The following is a 15,658-nucleotide window of genomic DNA, read 5'->3' as shown; positions in this document are numbered from 1 at the left end:
AAGGAGAGCCCGCACGCATGACTGCATACACCCCGCACGACTACCAGGAAGCCGCCATCCAGCGCGTCCTGGCGGAGCCCACGCGCGCCGCGCTGATCGGTGATGAGGTCGGACGAGGCAAGACCCTCGTCTCGGCCGAGATCATCCTGCGCGCCGGGTGGAAGCGGGTTCTCCTCATCGGCATTCCCGACACCTTCGAGCAGTGGGACGAGACAATCCAGCGCCAGTCCAACGGCACCGCCCCGCGGCTGCGCCGCCTCGACTCCACCAAGGTGGGCCGCGCGCACTACGCCGACTTCCTCGACGGCGCCGACGGGCTCTACTTCGCCGGCATGCAGTGGCTCAACGCGCAGGACTTCAAGCACCAGGACAAGCTGGGCGAGGACGGCCAGCCGATCGAGAAGATCGACAAGGCCACCGGGCTGCCGACCGGGAAGTTCGAGCGTGAGCGTGTGCACCTGCAGACGTTCGCGAAGATGAGCAAGCGCAAGCTCGGCGGGCTGGATGCCGTCATCTTCGACGAGGCTCACCAGGTCTGCAACTACAAGTCGGTGCAGCGGCGCACGCTCCTCACGCTGCGCGGCCGGGACAGGCAGCAGGCGTTCAAGATCGCGCTGTCGGCCACGTGGTCGGGCAACTCGTTCGACAACGCCTGGTCGCTCACGAATTGGCTCTGGCCGGAGCTGATCCCGGCGTACTGGAACTGGCACGAGCAGTGGGTGCAGATGCGCCCGTCCAAAAAGGCTGATGGATCCGACATCTACGTCGGCGGGCGTCAGATCATGGAGGTCGCGGGGGAGCGCGAGCCCGGCGAGTTCGTCAAGACGCTGCCGTGCTACATCCGCAACGAGGCTGAGGAGCAGGCGCCTGAGCCTGTCCGCATCCTTGTCGACTCCACGCCTGAGCAGCGCGCTCAGTACGAGGAGCTGAAAGAGGAGCTGATGACATGGGCGAGCAACTGGGAAGGTGAGCGGGAGCCGCTCGTCGTCGACATCCCCGCGGTGCTCCACTCGCGCCTCAAGCAGGTCGCCCTGGCCGAGCTTTCGCTCGACGAAGAGGGTGGCGTGACGTTCGCCCGAAATGCTGCCTCCGCGAAGCTGCGCGCACTGCGCGGCATCCTGGATCAGTGGGGCGCTCAGCCGGTCGTGATCTTCACGGACTCGAAGCTCTTCGCGAAGCTCGCCGCCCAGCGCATGCGCGACGCCGGCTATACGGCCGTCGCCTACACGGGCGACACGAAGCGCGCCGATCGTCAACAGATCAAGGCCGACTTCATCGAGGGCCGCGTCCAGTACGTCGTCGGAACCGTGCAGTCGATGGGCACCGGGCTGGACGGGTTCCAGCGCGTCTGCTCGAAGGTCGTCTGGCTGAGCGTGCCGGACGGTGACCCGGGCCGGAAGACCCAGGCGCTCGGCCGCGTCTTCCGGCCCGGCCGCACCCTCGTGTACGGCGAGTTCGTGCATGCGCACATCCTGATGAGTGACTCGCTCGACGTCGACGTGCTCGAGTCGCTGCTCGCCAAAGGCCGCGAGATCCAGGCATCAGTCGGCGCCCACAATCTGAATCAAGCCGCTTAATCTCTTCCAATTTAAGCGCGCAACACATAGACTCCAACCGAAAGGGGTAAGCATGGCATGGAATAGGCATGAACTCGAGCAGCTCATCGCACACTGCAACGAGGTGCGCGACATGGCGTCCGAACTCATCGACGAGGGAAACGGGCAGCAGGTCTGGGACGGCGACAAGCGCGCGTACCGCGTGGGCCCGCAGTGGCCGTACCACGGTGGCACGAAGCTGTCCGGCGCTTTCCGCCGGCGCACGCTCGACCTCACCCGACTGCTCGCGGAGGTGCGCAAGCCATGACCGTCACACTCAGCACGCGCATCGGCCCCGGCTACTTCACGACCCCGACGTTCGAGGCGATGCAGTTCCCCGCAGGCGAGGCCCACATCAAGGTCATCAACGAGAACGACCGCAAGGGACCGCTCACCGAAATCGCTCGCGTCTACGGCGCCGACGGCAACGACCTCATGCTGCTCGCCATGTGGGCGGACGCGGCCGAGCGGCGCGGCGCCCGTGCCATCCTGCAGATGCCGTACCTTCCCGGCGCGCGCGCAGATCACGCGGACTTCATCCCGCTCGGCGCCGAGGTGTACGCGCAGTTCATCAACGCGCTCCACGTCGACCAGGTGATCTGCTTCGACCCGCACAGCCCGGCCATGCCCGCGATGATCGAGGGCGTCACCGTGATCGATTCGACGCGACTCGTGCGCGAGCACGTCGTGGGCAAGCGGCGCGATGACCGGCCCCAGCACTACGACGGAATCATCGCCCCCGACAAGGGCGCCGTGGAGCGAGCGCAGAACGTCGCGATCGCAACGCACCTGCCGCTGTACCGCGCCGAGAAGGTGCGCGACCAGGACACGGGAAAGCTCTCCGGCTTCACCTGCGATCCGTTGCCCGACGAAGGTCGCTTCCTGGTGGTCGACGACATCTGCGACGGCGGCGGCACCTTCGCCGGACTCGCCAAGGTCATCGACAAGCCCGGGCGTCGCCTCGGCCTCTATGTCAGTCACGGCGTCTTCTCTGGAGCGGCTGCAGACATCCTCCCGACGTGGTTCAGCGAGATCTGGACCACCGACTCATTCACCGCCGAATCTACGCTTGGCACACGCACCAATCTCATCCCACTCTCTCGCACCCTGAACGGAGCAATCGCATGACCACTGCAAGCCCCATCGCCCCCCTCCTCGAGTCCGACGCCTACAAGGTCGACCACCGCCGCCAGTACCCCGCCGGCACGACCCGCGTCTACAGCAACTTCACCAACCGCGGCAGCCGCATCCCCGGCATTGAAGGCGTCGTCCACTTCGGCCTGCAGGCGTTCCTGCAGCGCTACTGCATCGAGGCGTTCGAGCCGTTCTTCGCCGCCGACGAGGACCAGGTGGCAGCCGAGTACGAGGAGGCCATCAACTCGATCCTCGGGCCAAATGCCGTGGGCAGTGACCACATCCGCGCGCTCCACCGCCTCGGCTACCTGCCGCTGCGCTTCGCCGCTGTCCCGGAGGGCACGATCGTGCCGCTCAAGGTGCCGTCGTTCACGGTCGAGAACACGCTGCCCGAGTTCTTCTGGCTCACCAACTTCATCGAGACGGTCGTCAGCGCGTCTGTCTGGCACCCGTCGACCGTCGCCACAATCGCGCACCAGTACCGGATCCTGCTGGATCGTGCAGCGAGCAACACCGGCGCGGCCCCCGCGTCCGTGGACTTCCAGCTCCACGACTTCAGCTACCGCGGCCAGGTCGGCACCGAGGCGGCTGCAGCGTCCGGCGCCGGGCACCTGCTCAGCTTCCTGGGCAGCGATACGCTCGCCACCCTCGACTGGGTGCGTCGCTACTACCCCGGCGACAACGGCATGGTCCTCGGCTCGGTCCCCGCCACGGAGCACTCCGTCATGTGCGCCGGAGGCCAGGACGACGAGTTCGGCACCTACTCGCACCTGCTCGACGTCTACCCGAGCGGCATCGTCTCGATCGTCTCCGACACCTGGGACCTGTGGCACGTCGTCACCGAAATCCTGCCGGAGCTCAAGGAGCGCATCATGGCCCGCGATGGCAAGGTCGTCATTCGACCGGATTCCGGGGACCCGGCGGACATCCTCTGTGGCAGCCCTTCCGGCTTCTACCTCAACCCCGAGGATCGCACGCCGGAGGAGAAGGGCCTCATCGAGCTGCTGTGGGACGAGTTCGGCGGCACCGTCAACACGATGGGCTACAAGGAGCTGGACCCGCACATCGGCGCAATCTACGGCGACAGCATCACCGTGGAGCGCGCGACGGACATCGCCCGCCGTCTGGCCGCGAAGGGCTTCGCCTCGAGCAACGTCGTCTTCGGCGTCGGCAGCTACAGCTACCAGTACGTCACCCGCGACACGTTCGGCAGCGCCATGAAGGCGACGTGGGTGGAGATCTCCGGCCAGGGTCACGACATCCAGAAGAACCCGGTCACAGACTCCGGGCTCAAGCGCTCGGCGACCGGCCGACTGGCGGTCCTCCGTGAAGCCGACGGCGAACTCACTCTGACCCAGCGCGCCACCGTCGACGAGGAGGCCAACTCGCTCCTGCAGCCCGTGTGGGTGAACGGGCAGTTCCTCCGCAAGCAGTCCTTCGCCGACGTGCGCGCGACCCTCGCGGCCGAGCGGGAGGCGATCTCATGACCACCCGAGAAGAACTGATCGAGGAAGCCGCGATGGCGATCATCGACGCCAAGTATCCGGGCATCGGGTGGGGCGCGTTGAGCGAGGCGGCGCGTGAACGACGACGCAAGCAGGCCCGCGCCGCTCTCGCCGTGTTCGAGAAGGCGCACGCCCCGACCGACGACGAGCGGGAAGCGCTGGCGAGCCTCCTCGACGAACTGCATGACCCCCGGGTAACCGAGGGCGGCTGTGAGTTTCGCGGATGGAACTACGGGTGGCGTCCGGGGGATGCCCGGAGGGTGAATGCCGATGTCGTCGATCCGATCCTGGCGAGCCACCGTCGCTCCGAAGCAACGGAGCCGCAGGACGAACCGTCCGACGACGAGCGGGCGGTTCAGGAGTGCTACGACGAAGACACTCTGCGAATGGTGTTCGACGCGCTGGTCGAGGTCACAGGCTCCGAGGTCACCGCCGATGACTGCATCCACGGGATGCAGAACGCAGGCATCCTGTTCCGAGAGCGAGTGTCGGAGACGCAGGGCGAACCGTCCGACGCACAACTGCAAGCAGCAGCGGAGGCGTTCTCTCTAGCACCGTTCTCGAACGACGAGGATGGCGTGCTCGCGCCCCTGCGAGCCGCTCTGCGTGCTGCTGGGGGTGTGCGATGACCGGCTGGGCCGAGGGGTCGGGCGGCTCGCTCCTCGGAGACCTGATCGCCGCGGCGTACTACCGCGCCGAGCAGCGGGACCGTGACAACGAGCCGTGCGAGAAGTGCGGCGGCGATCGCTTGCGCACGGACTTCACGGGCGCCAACCGATGCCACGCGCCGCGTGCTGGCATCGTCGGACAGGAAGGGGAGAAGCGATGAGCGATCGGGAACCCGAGGTTGTGCGTCGCCTGTCGAGCTATGACGTAACGCGGCTCGATACGGCGATCACGGTGATCCAGACACGGGACCCTGCTCTCGCACGAATCCTGAAGGCGGAGCGCGATGTTCTGCGAGACCACCGGAATCAGCTGGATGCGTTTGCCACCCGCATGAAGTTCGGGAGTGCCGCGCCGTGGCATCCGGAGGGCGTCATGGACTGGCTCATTGCTCAGGGGTGGGCGCCGCCGAAGGGTCTGTTGATGGCCGAAGGAGAGCAGGAAGGACAGGTAGACCGATGAACGAGATGCGTGAGATAGCGAAGCTCCTGGCTCGGCGAGACCGCGAGGGCAAGACGGCCCTCGTCCAGCGGCGCCGGAGAGCGGGCCTCAAGCAGTCGGAAATCGACCGGGCGTTCGGATTCCTGGCCGGCTGGACGAAGCGCCTCGAGGCGTACGACTCCGACCCCACGCTGTCCGACCTGCGCCGCTACGAGGCGTACATCATCCTGGCCGAGGGTCGGGACCAGACCACAAACCACGAGATTCGGAGACAGAACTGATGGACACGCGCGACTGGGAACAGGAACTCATCGAGGAGCAGGAAACCCTCGAAGCCGACTCGACGGTGAAGGAGGTCGCGATCATCCTGCTCACGCGGGACTTGACCGGCACGCCTTGGCTCGACTGGGACGTGTGGTCCGAGCAAGCATCGGACGACGACCGTCTCGACGCGTTGCGCACCGCGTCCGCCGTGGTCGCGTACATGCGTGAGCACGACCGCCCGGCGGCAGATGTCGAGATTGAGGGGCAATCGTGAGCGTGAAGGCGAAGTGTCGCCGGTGCGGGGAGACTGCTGAGACGATCGACAACATCCTCGGCTACTCGTTCTGGGGCATCGTTCAGCAGAAGGTCGAGACCACGACGCGGAGGTCGGTTCGTGTCGCGAGCATGACCATCCGGCACGACGACCGGAGTGCGATGCGCTGCGACGAGGAAGACCCGCTCTGTGATCCGTGCTGGGGCCTTCTGGTCAACTTCCTGCAGGGTCGCGAAGTCGTGGCGGTCGAGCACGAGCACGAGTGGCAGCCCATGTCCAAGCACCCGCTCGACCGCTGTGCGCTCTGCTGCCTGACCCGCATCACTACGGCAGATGTCGAGATCGAGGGGCAGCCATGAGCGATTACGTGAAGCTGACCGAAGCGCCGACTCTGGTGTTCCGCGCGCCGGAATGTGGCACCTGCTACCAGGAATGCGAGTCGGATGGTGACGGCTGGCTGTGCCCCTCCTGCGGCACCTCCTGGGGGTACAACGACTACGACGAGGGCGGGACACTCTACGAGAAATGGTCAGGCGAGGTGCTGGATGGAGACCCCGCCCCGCCCGACGCTGACTATTTCGATGACCCGCAGCTCAAGGCTAAGCGCGCAGAACTGCAGGCCGAGCAGAACGCTCGGCTGTGGGGCTGTGAGCATGGCCTCTTCTGCCGCGGGAAGTGCGCGGCAGAAGACGAGATTGGCGCCACCGCATGAGGCGCTGGATCGCACTGCGCCTGCAGCGCGCCGAGGCGGACCACCGGCACGCCCAGCGCGCCTCGTGGCTGCTCGGCGGGACCGCGCTCAGCAGTCACGCCGACCGGGCGGCACTGCGCGCGCGCCGGCGGCTGGATCGCTGGCTCGAGATCGCCGCATTCACCAACACGAAGAGAGGAGGGTCCGATGTCCGCACCACTGCTTGACCCGGAGATCAGAAGGTCGCCGGAGTTCATCGAGAAGCTGAAGACCGTGCCGCCGGCGGACCTCGCGTCGGAGTACGGGGTGAGCGCCAGCCTTGTGCATTCGTGGCGTCAGCGCTCCGGCGTCTCGGAGGACCGAAAGGTGTTCACCGCGGAGGCCGACGAGCGGCTACGCACCCTCGCCGCCGAGGGGGTGCCCGCATCCTGGATCGCCGAGGACATCGGCTACTACGTGGGCACTGTGCGCAAGCGCCTGGCGGACCTCAATCTGCCCGACGACGAGTGGGTGAAGATCCAGCTGTCGATCCGCAAGACCGCGCGGCTCGCGCCGTTGCACGAAGAGTTCCGACCGAAGAACCGCAAGGGATAGGAGAATCATGACCATTGAACAGAAGCTCGAAGTGGTGAAGGAGTGGGAGGCATTCTGCGCCGGCTACAGGCAGCTGCGAGGCACGGAGCCCACGGTGCAGGAGTGGGGCGCGGCGCTGCTCCAGGAGGCTGCGCAGACGGCGCTGGCGGAGATCCGCAGAATCGCTACCGAGATGCTCGGCGACGACTTCACCCGCGAAGAGGGCGAGCGGATCCTCGCCGAGGTCGAGGGGGTCAGATGAGCAAGCGTCGAAGGGAGAACCTCCCCAGCTTCGAGGGTGCGCTCAAGAACGCCGCCCTCGCCGCGCTCGAGCCGGATCGCTACCTGAACGTCCCGCAGCCGGAGTGCATCGATCGGCCGGACGAGTTCGTCGACTACGGCTACCCGCTACCCACCGCAGAAGAGGCGGAGGCGCTCTGCGCACCGTGCAAGCTGGTCGAGGTGTGCAACCTGAGCGCCCGCCACGTGAGGCCGAACTGGGGCATCCAGGGCGGCATCGTCTGGGTCAACGGAAGGCAGGCGCACCTCATGGCCGAGGACGATCCTCGGCTCGTCGGAGACCCCTCCGAAAAATAAGCCGCTTAAAGTCTTGACAAGCCTGGTCTGTATTTGTATATTTTAAGAGTGCTCAACACGGAGCACCGGATATGGATCGGGGGATTCGAGATGAGTGGATGCGGTGGTCTTCCAAGGAGGCCGGCGGGGCGCGCACAGCGCCCCGTCCACCCCTCCAAGCAAGGGGCACGAACCAACATGAACACCAAGCAGCGGAAGGGGCGGAAAGCATGGCCGGCATTCTGAGTGACGAGGAGCTTCGCAAGTTCGCGATCGACCTCCTCTCGATCCCGTCGGATCGCACCCGCCAGACCCGCATCGGAGCCAGCAACCTGAGCAACCAGTGCGACAGGGATCTGGCCTACGACCTGCTCGGAATCAAGCGGTCAAACCCGCAGGCCGAGCGCATCTGGATGAATGCCGAGATCGGCACCGCGATTCACTCGCTGCAGGAGGAGCGTCTCGAGTATGCGATCCGTCGGGCGATCGACGCCATCGTCGACGCCGCCCCCGGAGCGAAGGCTGAGCGCCACGTCTGGTTCGGCCACATCGAGGGCTACGGCGACATCGGCGGGACGATCGACCTCGACCTGGAGCTGCAGATCGCGGACTGGAAGGGCAGCAGTCGACAGAAGTCCTGCATCCTCCAGGACTTCATCGCGATCCAGCGCGGCGAGGAACCGCCGTTCGGCCGCAAGCACAAGAACGTCGCAGGCCCTGGACGCGGCATGATGCCGCAGGCCGAGTATGACAAAGAAATGACCAAGGTCGAGTACAAGATGACCGGCTACTACGGCCAGCAGTCCTTGTACATGCTCGGCCGTGAGAAGGAAGGTCGCCCCGTCGATCGGGGCTCGATCATCTGGATCAACCGCGACGGCAACGGATACTTCGATGTCCCCAGCCTCGCCCGCTATGACGACCCGAAGGCCGTCCACGATGTGTGGCCGCTGACCTTCGCCTACAACCGCGGCTACGCGCTCGATCTCATCGCGCGTGGTCAGCGGATCTGGGACGCGCTGCAGGCCGGCGCCACGCCGAACGACTTCGACGCGCACGAACTGTGCTGGTGGTGCTCCATGCAGGCGGAGGCCGAAGAGAAGAAGGCTCAGCCGATCGGCAACCTCGACGCACCGATCATGTTCGAGCAGGTGGCGGCATGACGCTCGAGTCCGGCTGGTTCGTCGAGCCGCTGCCTCGTCGAGGGTATGCGCGGCGCCCGCACTTCTACGCCGCGGGCCAGGAGCGCTCGGTGTGCCAAGTCGGCCACCGCGGCGCCGATGGCACTGTATTCGGCCGACGGCTGCTCGGCTTCGACCCGGCCACGGCCCGCACGACAGAACCGGACCCGCGACTGGGTGAGGCTCAGTTCCGCCGGGAGTGCGGCAGCTGTGTCCGCGAACTCCGCGAGGGCAATCTCTCGATTTAAGCCGCTTAAACATGTACACTGATAGACCAGACCACTTACTAGGAAGGGGAGTCTCATGACCACTGCACCTCCGTTCGCCAGCATGTTTGCCAAGCCCGAAGAGGTCGGCAACCCGAGCGGCATCCTGCTCTACGGCCCTCCGGGCACCTGGAAGACCAGTACCGCCGGCGGGATCGTCAAGGTCCCGTCGTTCGCGGACAAGAAGGTCCTCTACATCGACATCGACCAGGGCTCCAAGGTCTTCGTCAACGACCCGGAGGTGTTCGCCGGGGTCCAGGAGGGGCGCATCAACATCGTCCCGATCGACAAGCTCGCCCCCGAGGCGTTCGGCCAGCTGCAGTACTTCCTCGGCGCCGACGACGCGAACGGCGAGTTCCAGAAGGGCGAAGCCTTCAAGTGGGGCTACGACGTGGTGATCCTGGACTCGCTCGATGTCGCGCAGGATGTCGCGGTCAAGTGGTTCATGAACCACACGATCGCCGAGAAGACCGGCAAGAAGGACACCCTCGGCGCCTGGGGCAAGGTGGGTCCGTGGACCACGGATGTCGCCTGGGCCTTCCAGAACTACGAGGGGCTCGGCATCGTCGTGATGCACTCCGCCGAGAGCACGTCCGAGAGCGGCGTCTTCGCGATCAAGCCGAAGCTCGGCGGATCCGCGAAGGACAACATCGCGAGCATCTTCGACCTCGTGGCGTACGTCGACTTCGAGGCCAACCCCGAGGACCGCTCCGACGTGCAGCTGGTCGCCACCCTCGGCAAGTCCGACTACATCGTGTCCAAGAACCGTTGGATGCTGCCCGACAAGATCTGGAGCTTCGACCTCCCGTCGTTCTACCAGATGATCCATGCGCGCCGCGCAGACACCGCCAAGAAGGCCGCAGCCCTCCAGGCTGCGTAAGAGAGGAGAATCACATGAGCATCGCACAGGACGAATTCGTCATCGCGTTCGACGGCACCACGGTCGAGGAGGGCGGCAACGCCAAGCCCCTGCCCGACGGCACGAAGGTGCTGGTCACCATCGTGCCCACCCGCAAGGACTCGCCCTCGATCGAGAAGCGACCGTTCGCCAAGCAGGGCCCGAACGCCGGCATCACCGCACTCGCGGTCCAGCTGCGCATCTCCGAGGGACAGAGAGGCACCAACCGCCGCGTCTTCTCGAACGTGCCGCTGGCGCGTCAGATCTTCTCCTCGAAGAAGAACGCGCCGGTCCCCGCCTACGACTTCTTCGGGTTCTTCCGCGCCCTCGGCTACGACGTGGACGCGCCGGAGGGCTTCCGCCTCCCGGCCGATCGGGAACTCCTCGGCAAGTCGCTCGAGGTCGTTCTCGGCATCGAGGTCGACCAGGAGGGGAACGAGCGCAACAACGTGAAGTTCTTCAACAAGGCGAACGGCATCCCGGCCCAGTCCGCCGCCTCCGCCCCGGCCGCGACGAGCGCGGCACCCGCGGCAGTTTCGGCCGCCGCATGGACGCCGGGCGCACCGGTCGCGCAGGAGCCGCTCGCGGCCCCCGCAGGCCAGCCCGCGTGGATGGTCCAGCCGCAGGAAGCCCAGGCGGCGCAGGGTCTCCAGCAGGCCGCGCAGGCGAGCCAGGGGTTCTAGTCCGCTCGCGGCGTTGACGCCTACGTGAGAACGACGGGCAGCACGCTGAGGCGGTTGGGCGTGGAGTCATAACCTGCCCGTCGTCGCCGCAAGACCACAACTCAACACTCCGGCAGAAGCGCGCGTGGGGACGCGCGGGGGAACCGGCGGATTGGCCCTCCGAGGATCGGGCCGCAATGGCTAGTAGCTCAGTCGGCAGAGCAGCGCACTGTTAATGCGCCTGTCGCAGGTTCGAGTCCTGCCTAGCCAGCCAGTCCAGTTTTAGCCACCAAATCGAAGGGAGACGAGAGCATCAGCGGATTCCCTGGAGGCTACGCGAGCGTCGCCGAAGAATACCTTTCGCTCGGCTGGAAGCCGATCCCCGTCAAGGGAAAGAAGCCGATCCCCGCCGGCGCCACCGGCTACGACGGAACGGTGACCGAAGAGAAGGTCGCCGGATGGATGCGGGATCCGTACTGGCAGAACATGAACACCGCCCTCCGCTCCGAGGGTTGGATCGGCATCGACGTCGACGTGTACGGCGACAAGCGCGGCGATGTCACACTGAAGGCCCTCGAGGACCGTCTCGGCGAACTCCCCGTCACGATCACGTCGACCGCCCGAGGTCAGCTCCTCCCCAACGGGCTTGAGAATCCCTCGCGCCAGCACTTCTACCGCGTGCCCGAGGGGCTCAACTTCGTTCGCAACTTCCCGGACGTCGAGATCGTGCAGTTCTCGCACCGCTACGCGGTCGTGGCACCAAGCATCCACCCCGTGACGAACCAGCCCTACGTCTGGTACGGCTACGACGGTGAGCCTCTCGATGACTTCCCAGCGATCGACGACCTCGAGGAGCTGCCCGAGGCGTGGCTGAACGCACTCACCGTTCCCGACGAGAACCGCGGCGACTGGACCGGGTTCTCAGGCAGTGTCCAGGAGTGGATCGACTCCTGCGACCAGTCCGAGCCGACCCCGTACATCCGCGCCTGGATCTCCTCGATCCCCGCCGACGACTTCGGCCACGACGATCTCATTGCCCTGCAGGCGATGCTCGTCAACCTCGGCGCCCAGGGGGAGCCCGGCATCCCCGTCGCGCTCAACGCCCTGCACACGGCGTGGCTGCGCGACCCCTACGACACCCCTGAGTACCGCAAGGGCTTCGATGACGGATTGGTCGGAGCGATCGCCAAGTTCGGCGCCTTCACGCCGAAAGCGGCGGACATTCTCAAGGTTGACCACCTGGCAGCCTCAGAGCGGATCGACGACGAGCGATTCCTGGATGCCTGGACGACGCTGCCTGCAGTCGTGACCCCGGCATCCCTGCACGAGCGCCTCCGCTACATCATGTCCATGGGCCTCGCCTCGGAACTCACGCCGACACAAGCCGCCGCGCTCGCCTGGCACTCGCCGGCGAGCCGCGAGCCCGGCTCGCCGCTCTTCACCTGCGCGACCGAGCGGGAGGCGCTGGAGAAGCTCTGGGCTATGGCATACGCGGCGGCATCTGACCTCACGCTCGAGGAGCGTCAGTTCGCCGTCGAGCCGACGGTAGCCGCCGAGGTGCAGCCGCTCGCCCCCACGCGCCGCGTACGGCTCCTGTCGACAGCTGAGGAGGCTGCGCTGCAGCACATCACGTGGTGGGGCGACGACAAGGCCGCTGGGCACTTCATGGCGGTCATGCACGACATGAACCCGGTCATGAACGAGCAGTACTACCACCTCAACCGGTGGATGCTGCTGTCCCTGATCTTCGCCAACAAGGCGGTCATCCCGCTCGAGAACGGGACCGCCGTCACCCTGATCTTCTACGGGGGAGTCCTCGGCCCCTCCGGCGTCGGCAAGTCCGAGTCCCTGAACGTGGTCACCGACGTTGCCTCGATGTTCCACATGGGCGACGACGACCCAGACATCGGCGGCGACGCCACCGCGGCCGGACTCACCGAGGCGTTGATTCTCCGCGACGGCAAGACCAGCTTCTTCCACTCCGACGAGGCTGACGCGATCCTCCTCAACTGGTCGAACCAGCAGGGCGAGTTTCGCGGCATGAAGCAGAAGGTGACCGAGTTCTTCGGCGGCAAGGTGCCGCCGCTGCACCGAGCCACGAAGAAGGACATCTCCGGCATCCGCGCCAAGGCGTACCTCTGCGTGCACCTGACCGGCGTCGACGAGCGCATCATCGACGCCATCGAGCCGCGCGACTGGGAGTCCGGCTTCGTCAACCGCTTCGTCTGGGCGAACGGTCTCCGCAAGCCGCGCAGCCGACAGCAGAAGAAGATCCGCATCAGAAGGCCCGAGGCGGCCTCCTCGAAGGGCCAGGTGAACTGGTATCAGCAGTGGGTCGCCGAGTTCCAGCGCATCTCCAACACGGTCCTCACGCGCGCCGATTCGCAGCCGACGTGGATGGACATCGACGACGACGTGCTTGAGAGGCACACGGACACGATCGAGCATTTCGAGGCCATGACGCAGAACAGCCGTCATGGGGAGAGGCTCAACCCGACCTTCACCCGACTCGAGATGACGATCCTCAAATGCGCAGCGCTGGTCGCCATCACTGAGAAGCGAAGGCGGATCCAGATGTCCGACTACCTCATCGCCCTCGAGCAGGCGGAGGAGTGGGCCGAGAACATCCTCGATCTGGTCGACGCCACCGACAGGACCGCCAGAGCCCGCGAAGCGGACAAGATCGCCAACCTCGTCCAGAGCCGGGGCGGCCAGATGCTCAAGGCCGAGATCCATCGCATGTTCCCCGGCGACCAGAACCGCACCAACGGGCTGATCCGGGAGCTGGTCGAACAAGGCAGGGCGGAGGAGCTGCCCATGGCCGACAAGAAACCCATCATCATGCTCAACCCAGAAGGGAGCCGAATATGACCATCACGACTGCACTCGAAGAGGCCGCTTGGGTCTACTCGAGCATCGAGAACTACGACCGCCAGCAGCGGTTCGATGCCGCCGTCTCCCTCGCTGAGTGGAAGGTGTTCTCGTCCCGCCAGATCGCTCGCATCGTGGGTATCTCGCACTCCACTGTCGCGCAGCTCGGCGGCGCCAAGACGGACAAGACCGGCGGCCGGTTCGACCCGGACTCGCTCTCGATCCTGTGCAAGCTCGCCAAGAGAAGGCGCGCCGGCGAGGCGCTGGACCCCGCCGAGGTGGCCGAGGCGCTCGACATCGGCACCGGCACCAGTCCGTATATGGCATCCAGACTCACCGACATCCCCAGGATGCACCTGATCCGAAGGTACAACGCAGCGAAAGGAGCATCGACGTGACCACCATCCCGCAGCCCGTGTGGCCGTGGCCGATGAGCGATGAGCGCCTCGAGCTGCTGAAGCAGGCCAAGGCCAGCCTCACGGACATCGATGTTCTCATCGTGCCTGTGCCCTGGCACCCCGGATCTCCGGGACGGCCACTGTGCTTCGGCGCCCTGCCGGACGCGTACACGATCACGGCGCCGATCCGGGTGGAGAACGTCGACAACGTGGATTCGATCGCGGCGGCGCTGCGATTCGCACTGACGGCGCCGGCGAACGACCCGAACTACGACGAGGCGCACTGGCTCGGCGCGGTGATGGGGTGCGACGTCCGCTACTCGCACACCGAGGACGAGCACGGCGTGGTGTTCTTCTCGTGAGCGGGAAGGCGCCCGACGGCCGGACATGGGCCGAGTACTACGCGAGCCTGAAGCCCGTCGCCGATGTGGCCGAGGAGCACGAGGACAAGTTTGAGCTCCTCGAGACCAAGCTGCCGCTCGGCGAACTGACCGACACACAGAAGCGCGTGTGGGCGGAGGCCGAGAAGGCTGGGTTCCGCATGGAGGGCTACGAGGCCCGCGTGCACTTCTTCGACAAGATCCAGAAGAAGGACGGCAAGACCGCGCAGGCGGGCGAGGTCACGAAGGCGGCGCATGACCACCGGAACGTGTTCCTCGGTGGCTACGTCCCCGACTCGCACCTCCGCTTTCACGCAAGCTGGCTGGAGAACGGATTCCGCGGGTTCGTCTGGGACCCGATCGGCAGGTACATGTACGCCAACTCGATGCGCAAGGACGAGCGGCAGACCTATTGGGTGATCCGCGGCTCCACCGAGTTCGAGGCGTGGCTGGACGAGTGGCGGGAGAAGCTGACGGGCGACTCTCGCCGCCTCGAGAAGGCCCGCACCGAGGCCGCCACACTGGCCCGCAAGCGAGCGAAGCAGGAGAAGATCTACCGCGAATATCTCGAACACCAAGGTGTCGAGTGGGAGGACGGGGAATGACGCGCGAATACGGCCGAGGGCGCACGAGAAGGCTCAGCCTTGCACTCGCGCCCGACGAAGCCGCCCGGATCGGAAAGTGGGCCGAAGCTCACGGCATGACCACTGCGGAGTACGTGCGCATGCGCGCCCTAGAAGACCCGATCGAGAGAGTAGCGGCATGAGGTACATCCTCTGTCTGGACCCCGGCGGAACGACCGGCTGGGCACTGTTCACGATCGCCAACGATCAGCCGCTCACGCTCGTCGACTGCGGGATGATCCCCGGCGGGCTCCGCGGCTTCAAGAAGTGGTGGAAGACCTCCTGGGCTGTCCAGCTGTATCGGACCTACCGCGGCACGCTGGTCGTCGAGGACTTCCTCGTCGACGGACGCACGAAGAACCCAGACCTGCAGCCGCTCGAGATCGTCTCTGGCCTCACGATGCACCTGGACGAGCCGTTCATCCTGCAGCGCAACCAGATGAAAGGCCACGCGCCGGACGCCTTCCTCAAGAAGTGGGGGCTCTGGCAGCCTGGCGCCGGCCACGACCGAGACGCCATCCGGCATGGCTTCGCCTACGCGCGGACGCTGACACCAAGACACAAGCCCAGCTACGACAAGTACTGGCCTGATCGGCGCGCGATCGACGTGTGACCGAACGCCCACATCATGAAAAGCGGCCGATCGGCCACACGGAAGGA

Annotated in this window: 25 protein-coding genes and 1 tRNA gene; all 26 read left to right on the top strand. The window is 66.0% G+C overall.

What is annotated here, in order from left to right; genetic code table 11:
• Window positions 1-17 precede the first annotated feature (17 nt).
• The 26 genes from ACI7YT_RS12405 (at window position 18) to ACI7YT_RS12280 (ending at window position 15,611) form a co-directional block, all read left to right on the top strand.
• The gene (locus ACI7YT_RS12405; protein WP_406245835.1) at window positions 18-1,577 is read left to right on the top strand and encodes a helicase-related protein; all 1,560 of its coding nucleotides are present in this window, start codon (window positions 18-20) and stop codon (window positions 1,575-1,577) included.
• A gap of 52 nt (window positions 1,578-1,629) precedes the next feature.
• Entirely contained in the window at window positions 1,630-1,863 is a 234-nt protein-coding gene (locus tag ACI7YT_RS12400; RefSeq protein WP_406245834.1) for a hypothetical protein, read from the top strand.
• The gene (locus ACI7YT_RS12395) at window positions 1,860-2,723 is read left to right on the top strand and encodes a phosphoribosyltransferase family protein (protein ID WP_406245833.1); all 864 of its coding nucleotides are present in this window, start codon (window positions 1,860-1,862) and stop codon (window positions 2,721-2,723) included. The genes ACI7YT_RS12400 and ACI7YT_RS12395 overlap by 4 nt, the downstream gene beginning before the upstream one ends.
• Entirely contained in the window at window positions 2,720-4,216 is a 1,497-nt protein-coding gene (locus ACI7YT_RS12390) for a nicotinate phosphoribosyltransferase (protein ID WP_406245832.1), read from the top strand. The genes ACI7YT_RS12395 and ACI7YT_RS12390 overlap by 4 nt, the downstream gene beginning before the upstream one ends.
• Complete coding sequence (locus ACI7YT_RS12385) at window positions 4,213-4,863, top strand: hypothetical protein (RefSeq protein WP_406245831.1); 651 nt, start codon at window positions 4,213-4,215, stop codon at window positions 4,861-4,863. The genes ACI7YT_RS12390 and ACI7YT_RS12385 overlap by 4 nt, the downstream gene beginning before the upstream one ends.
• Window positions 4,860-5,063 carry a hypothetical protein gene (locus tag ACI7YT_RS12380; protein ID WP_406245830.1) on the top strand — a complete coding sequence of 68 codons (204 nt, stop codon included), beginning with the start codon at window positions 4,860-4,862 and terminating at the stop codon, window positions 5,061-5,063. The genes ACI7YT_RS12385 and ACI7YT_RS12380 overlap by 4 nt, the downstream gene beginning before the upstream one ends.
• On the top strand, window positions 5,060-5,362 hold the full coding sequence (locus ACI7YT_RS12375; RefSeq protein ID WP_406245829.1) for a hypothetical protein: 303 nt from the start codon (window positions 5,060-5,062) through the stop codon (window positions 5,360-5,362). Before ACI7YT_RS12380 ends, ACI7YT_RS12375 begins: the two co-directional genes overlap by 4 nt.
• A complete protein-coding gene (locus ACI7YT_RS12370) occupies window positions 5,359-5,622 on the top strand; it encodes a hypothetical protein (RefSeq protein ID WP_406245828.1) in 264 nt (87 codons plus the stop codon). Before ACI7YT_RS12375 ends, ACI7YT_RS12370 begins: the two co-directional genes overlap by 4 nt.
• Window positions 5,622-5,879 (top strand): hypothetical protein, encoded by a 258-nt coding sequence (locus ACI7YT_RS12365; RefSeq protein WP_406245827.1) that lies wholly within the window; start codon window positions 5,622-5,624, stop codon window positions 5,877-5,879. The genes ACI7YT_RS12370 and ACI7YT_RS12365 overlap by 1 nt, the downstream gene beginning before the upstream one ends.
• Window positions 5,876-6,238, top strand: a complete 363-nt coding sequence (locus ACI7YT_RS12360) for a hypothetical protein (protein WP_406245826.1) — start codon at window positions 5,876-5,878, stop codon at window positions 6,236-6,238. The genes ACI7YT_RS12365 and ACI7YT_RS12360 overlap by 4 nt, the downstream gene beginning before the upstream one ends.
• A complete protein-coding gene (locus ACI7YT_RS12355; protein ID WP_406245825.1) occupies window positions 6,235-6,591 on the top strand; it encodes a hypothetical protein in 357 nt (118 codons plus the stop codon). The genes ACI7YT_RS12360 and ACI7YT_RS12355 overlap by 4 nt, the downstream gene beginning before the upstream one ends.
• A complete protein-coding gene (locus tag ACI7YT_RS12350; RefSeq protein WP_406245824.1) occupies window positions 6,588-6,797 on the top strand; it encodes a hypothetical protein in 210 nt (69 codons plus the stop codon). Before ACI7YT_RS12355 ends, ACI7YT_RS12350 begins: the two co-directional genes overlap by 4 nt.
• Window positions 6,778-7,164, top strand: coding sequence for a hypothetical protein (locus tag ACI7YT_RS12345; RefSeq protein WP_406245823.1), 387 nt, complete (start codon window positions 6,778-6,780; stop codon window positions 7,162-7,164). Before ACI7YT_RS12350 ends, ACI7YT_RS12345 begins: the two co-directional genes overlap by 20 nt.
• A gap of 7 nt (window positions 7,165-7,171) precedes the next feature.
• Window positions 7,172-7,405: a hypothetical protein gene (locus ACI7YT_RS12340; protein WP_406245822.1), complete on the top strand. Its 234-nt coding sequence runs from the start codon at window positions 7,172-7,174 to the stop codon at window positions 7,403-7,405.
• The gene (locus ACI7YT_RS12335) at window positions 7,402-7,740 is read left to right on the top strand and encodes a hypothetical protein (protein ID WP_406245821.1); all 339 of its coding nucleotides are present in this window, start codon (window positions 7,402-7,404) and stop codon (window positions 7,738-7,740) included. The genes ACI7YT_RS12340 and ACI7YT_RS12335 overlap by 4 nt, the downstream gene beginning before the upstream one ends.
• A 209-nt stretch (window positions 7,741-7,949) precedes the next feature.
• Window positions 7,950-8,882, top strand: a complete 933-nt coding sequence (locus ACI7YT_RS12330) for a hypothetical protein (protein WP_406245820.1) — start codon at window positions 7,950-7,952, stop codon at window positions 8,880-8,882.
• Window positions 8,879-9,148, top strand: coding sequence for a hypothetical protein (locus tag ACI7YT_RS12325; protein ID WP_406245819.1), 270 nt, complete (start codon window positions 8,879-8,881; stop codon window positions 9,146-9,148). Before ACI7YT_RS12330 ends, ACI7YT_RS12325 begins: the two co-directional genes overlap by 4 nt.
• 55 nt (window positions 9,149-9,203) lie before the next feature.
• Window positions 9,204-10,046 (top strand): AAA family ATPase, encoded by an 843-nt coding sequence (locus tag ACI7YT_RS12320; RefSeq protein WP_406245818.1) that lies wholly within the window; start codon window positions 9,204-9,206, stop codon window positions 10,044-10,046.
• A 14-nt stretch (window positions 10,047-10,060) separates the two neighbouring features.
• Window positions 10,061-10,747, top strand: coding sequence for a hypothetical protein (locus ACI7YT_RS12315; protein WP_406245817.1), 687 nt, complete (start codon window positions 10,061-10,063; stop codon window positions 10,745-10,747).
• Between the two features lie 177 nt (window positions 10,748-10,924).
• Window positions 10,925-11,000: transfer RNA gene (locus ACI7YT_RS12310), tRNA-Asn, on the top strand.
• Window positions 11,001-11,038: 38 nt separating this feature from the next.
• Window positions 11,039-13,597 carry a bifunctional DNA primase/polymerase gene (locus ACI7YT_RS12305; RefSeq protein ID WP_406250576.1) on the top strand — a complete coding sequence of 853 codons (2,559 nt, stop codon included), beginning with the start codon at window positions 11,039-11,041 and terminating at the stop codon, window positions 13,595-13,597.
• Window positions 13,594-13,995, top strand: a complete 402-nt coding sequence (locus tag ACI7YT_RS12300) for a hypothetical protein (RefSeq protein ID WP_406245816.1) — start codon at window positions 13,594-13,596, stop codon at window positions 13,993-13,995. Before ACI7YT_RS12305 ends, ACI7YT_RS12300 begins: the two co-directional genes overlap by 4 nt.
• A complete protein-coding gene (locus ACI7YT_RS12295) occupies window positions 13,992-14,357 on the top strand; it encodes a hypothetical protein (RefSeq protein ID WP_406245815.1) in 366 nt (121 codons plus the stop codon). Before ACI7YT_RS12300 ends, ACI7YT_RS12295 begins: the two co-directional genes overlap by 4 nt.
• Window positions 14,354-14,980, top strand: a complete 627-nt coding sequence (locus tag ACI7YT_RS12290) for a hypothetical protein (protein WP_406245814.1) — start codon at window positions 14,354-14,356, stop codon at window positions 14,978-14,980. The genes ACI7YT_RS12295 and ACI7YT_RS12290 overlap by 4 nt, the downstream gene beginning before the upstream one ends.
• Window positions 14,977-15,141, top strand: coding sequence for a plasmid mobilization protein (locus tag ACI7YT_RS12285; RefSeq protein ID WP_406245813.1), 165 nt, complete (start codon window positions 14,977-14,979; stop codon window positions 15,139-15,141). The genes ACI7YT_RS12290 and ACI7YT_RS12285 overlap by 4 nt, the downstream gene beginning before the upstream one ends.
• Window positions 15,138-15,611, top strand: coding sequence for a hypothetical protein (locus ACI7YT_RS12280; protein ID WP_406245812.1), 474 nt, complete (start codon window positions 15,138-15,140; stop codon window positions 15,609-15,611). Before ACI7YT_RS12285 ends, ACI7YT_RS12280 begins: the two co-directional genes overlap by 4 nt.
• Window positions 15,612-15,658 lie beyond the last annotated feature (47 nt).

This window comes from Microbacterium sp. M (assembly GCF_045181065.1).
Taxonomy (GTDB): domain Bacteria; phylum Actinomycetota; class Actinomycetes; order Actinomycetales; family Microbacteriaceae; genus Microbacterium.
This window is presented reverse-complemented; position numbering and strand designations above follow the sequence as displayed.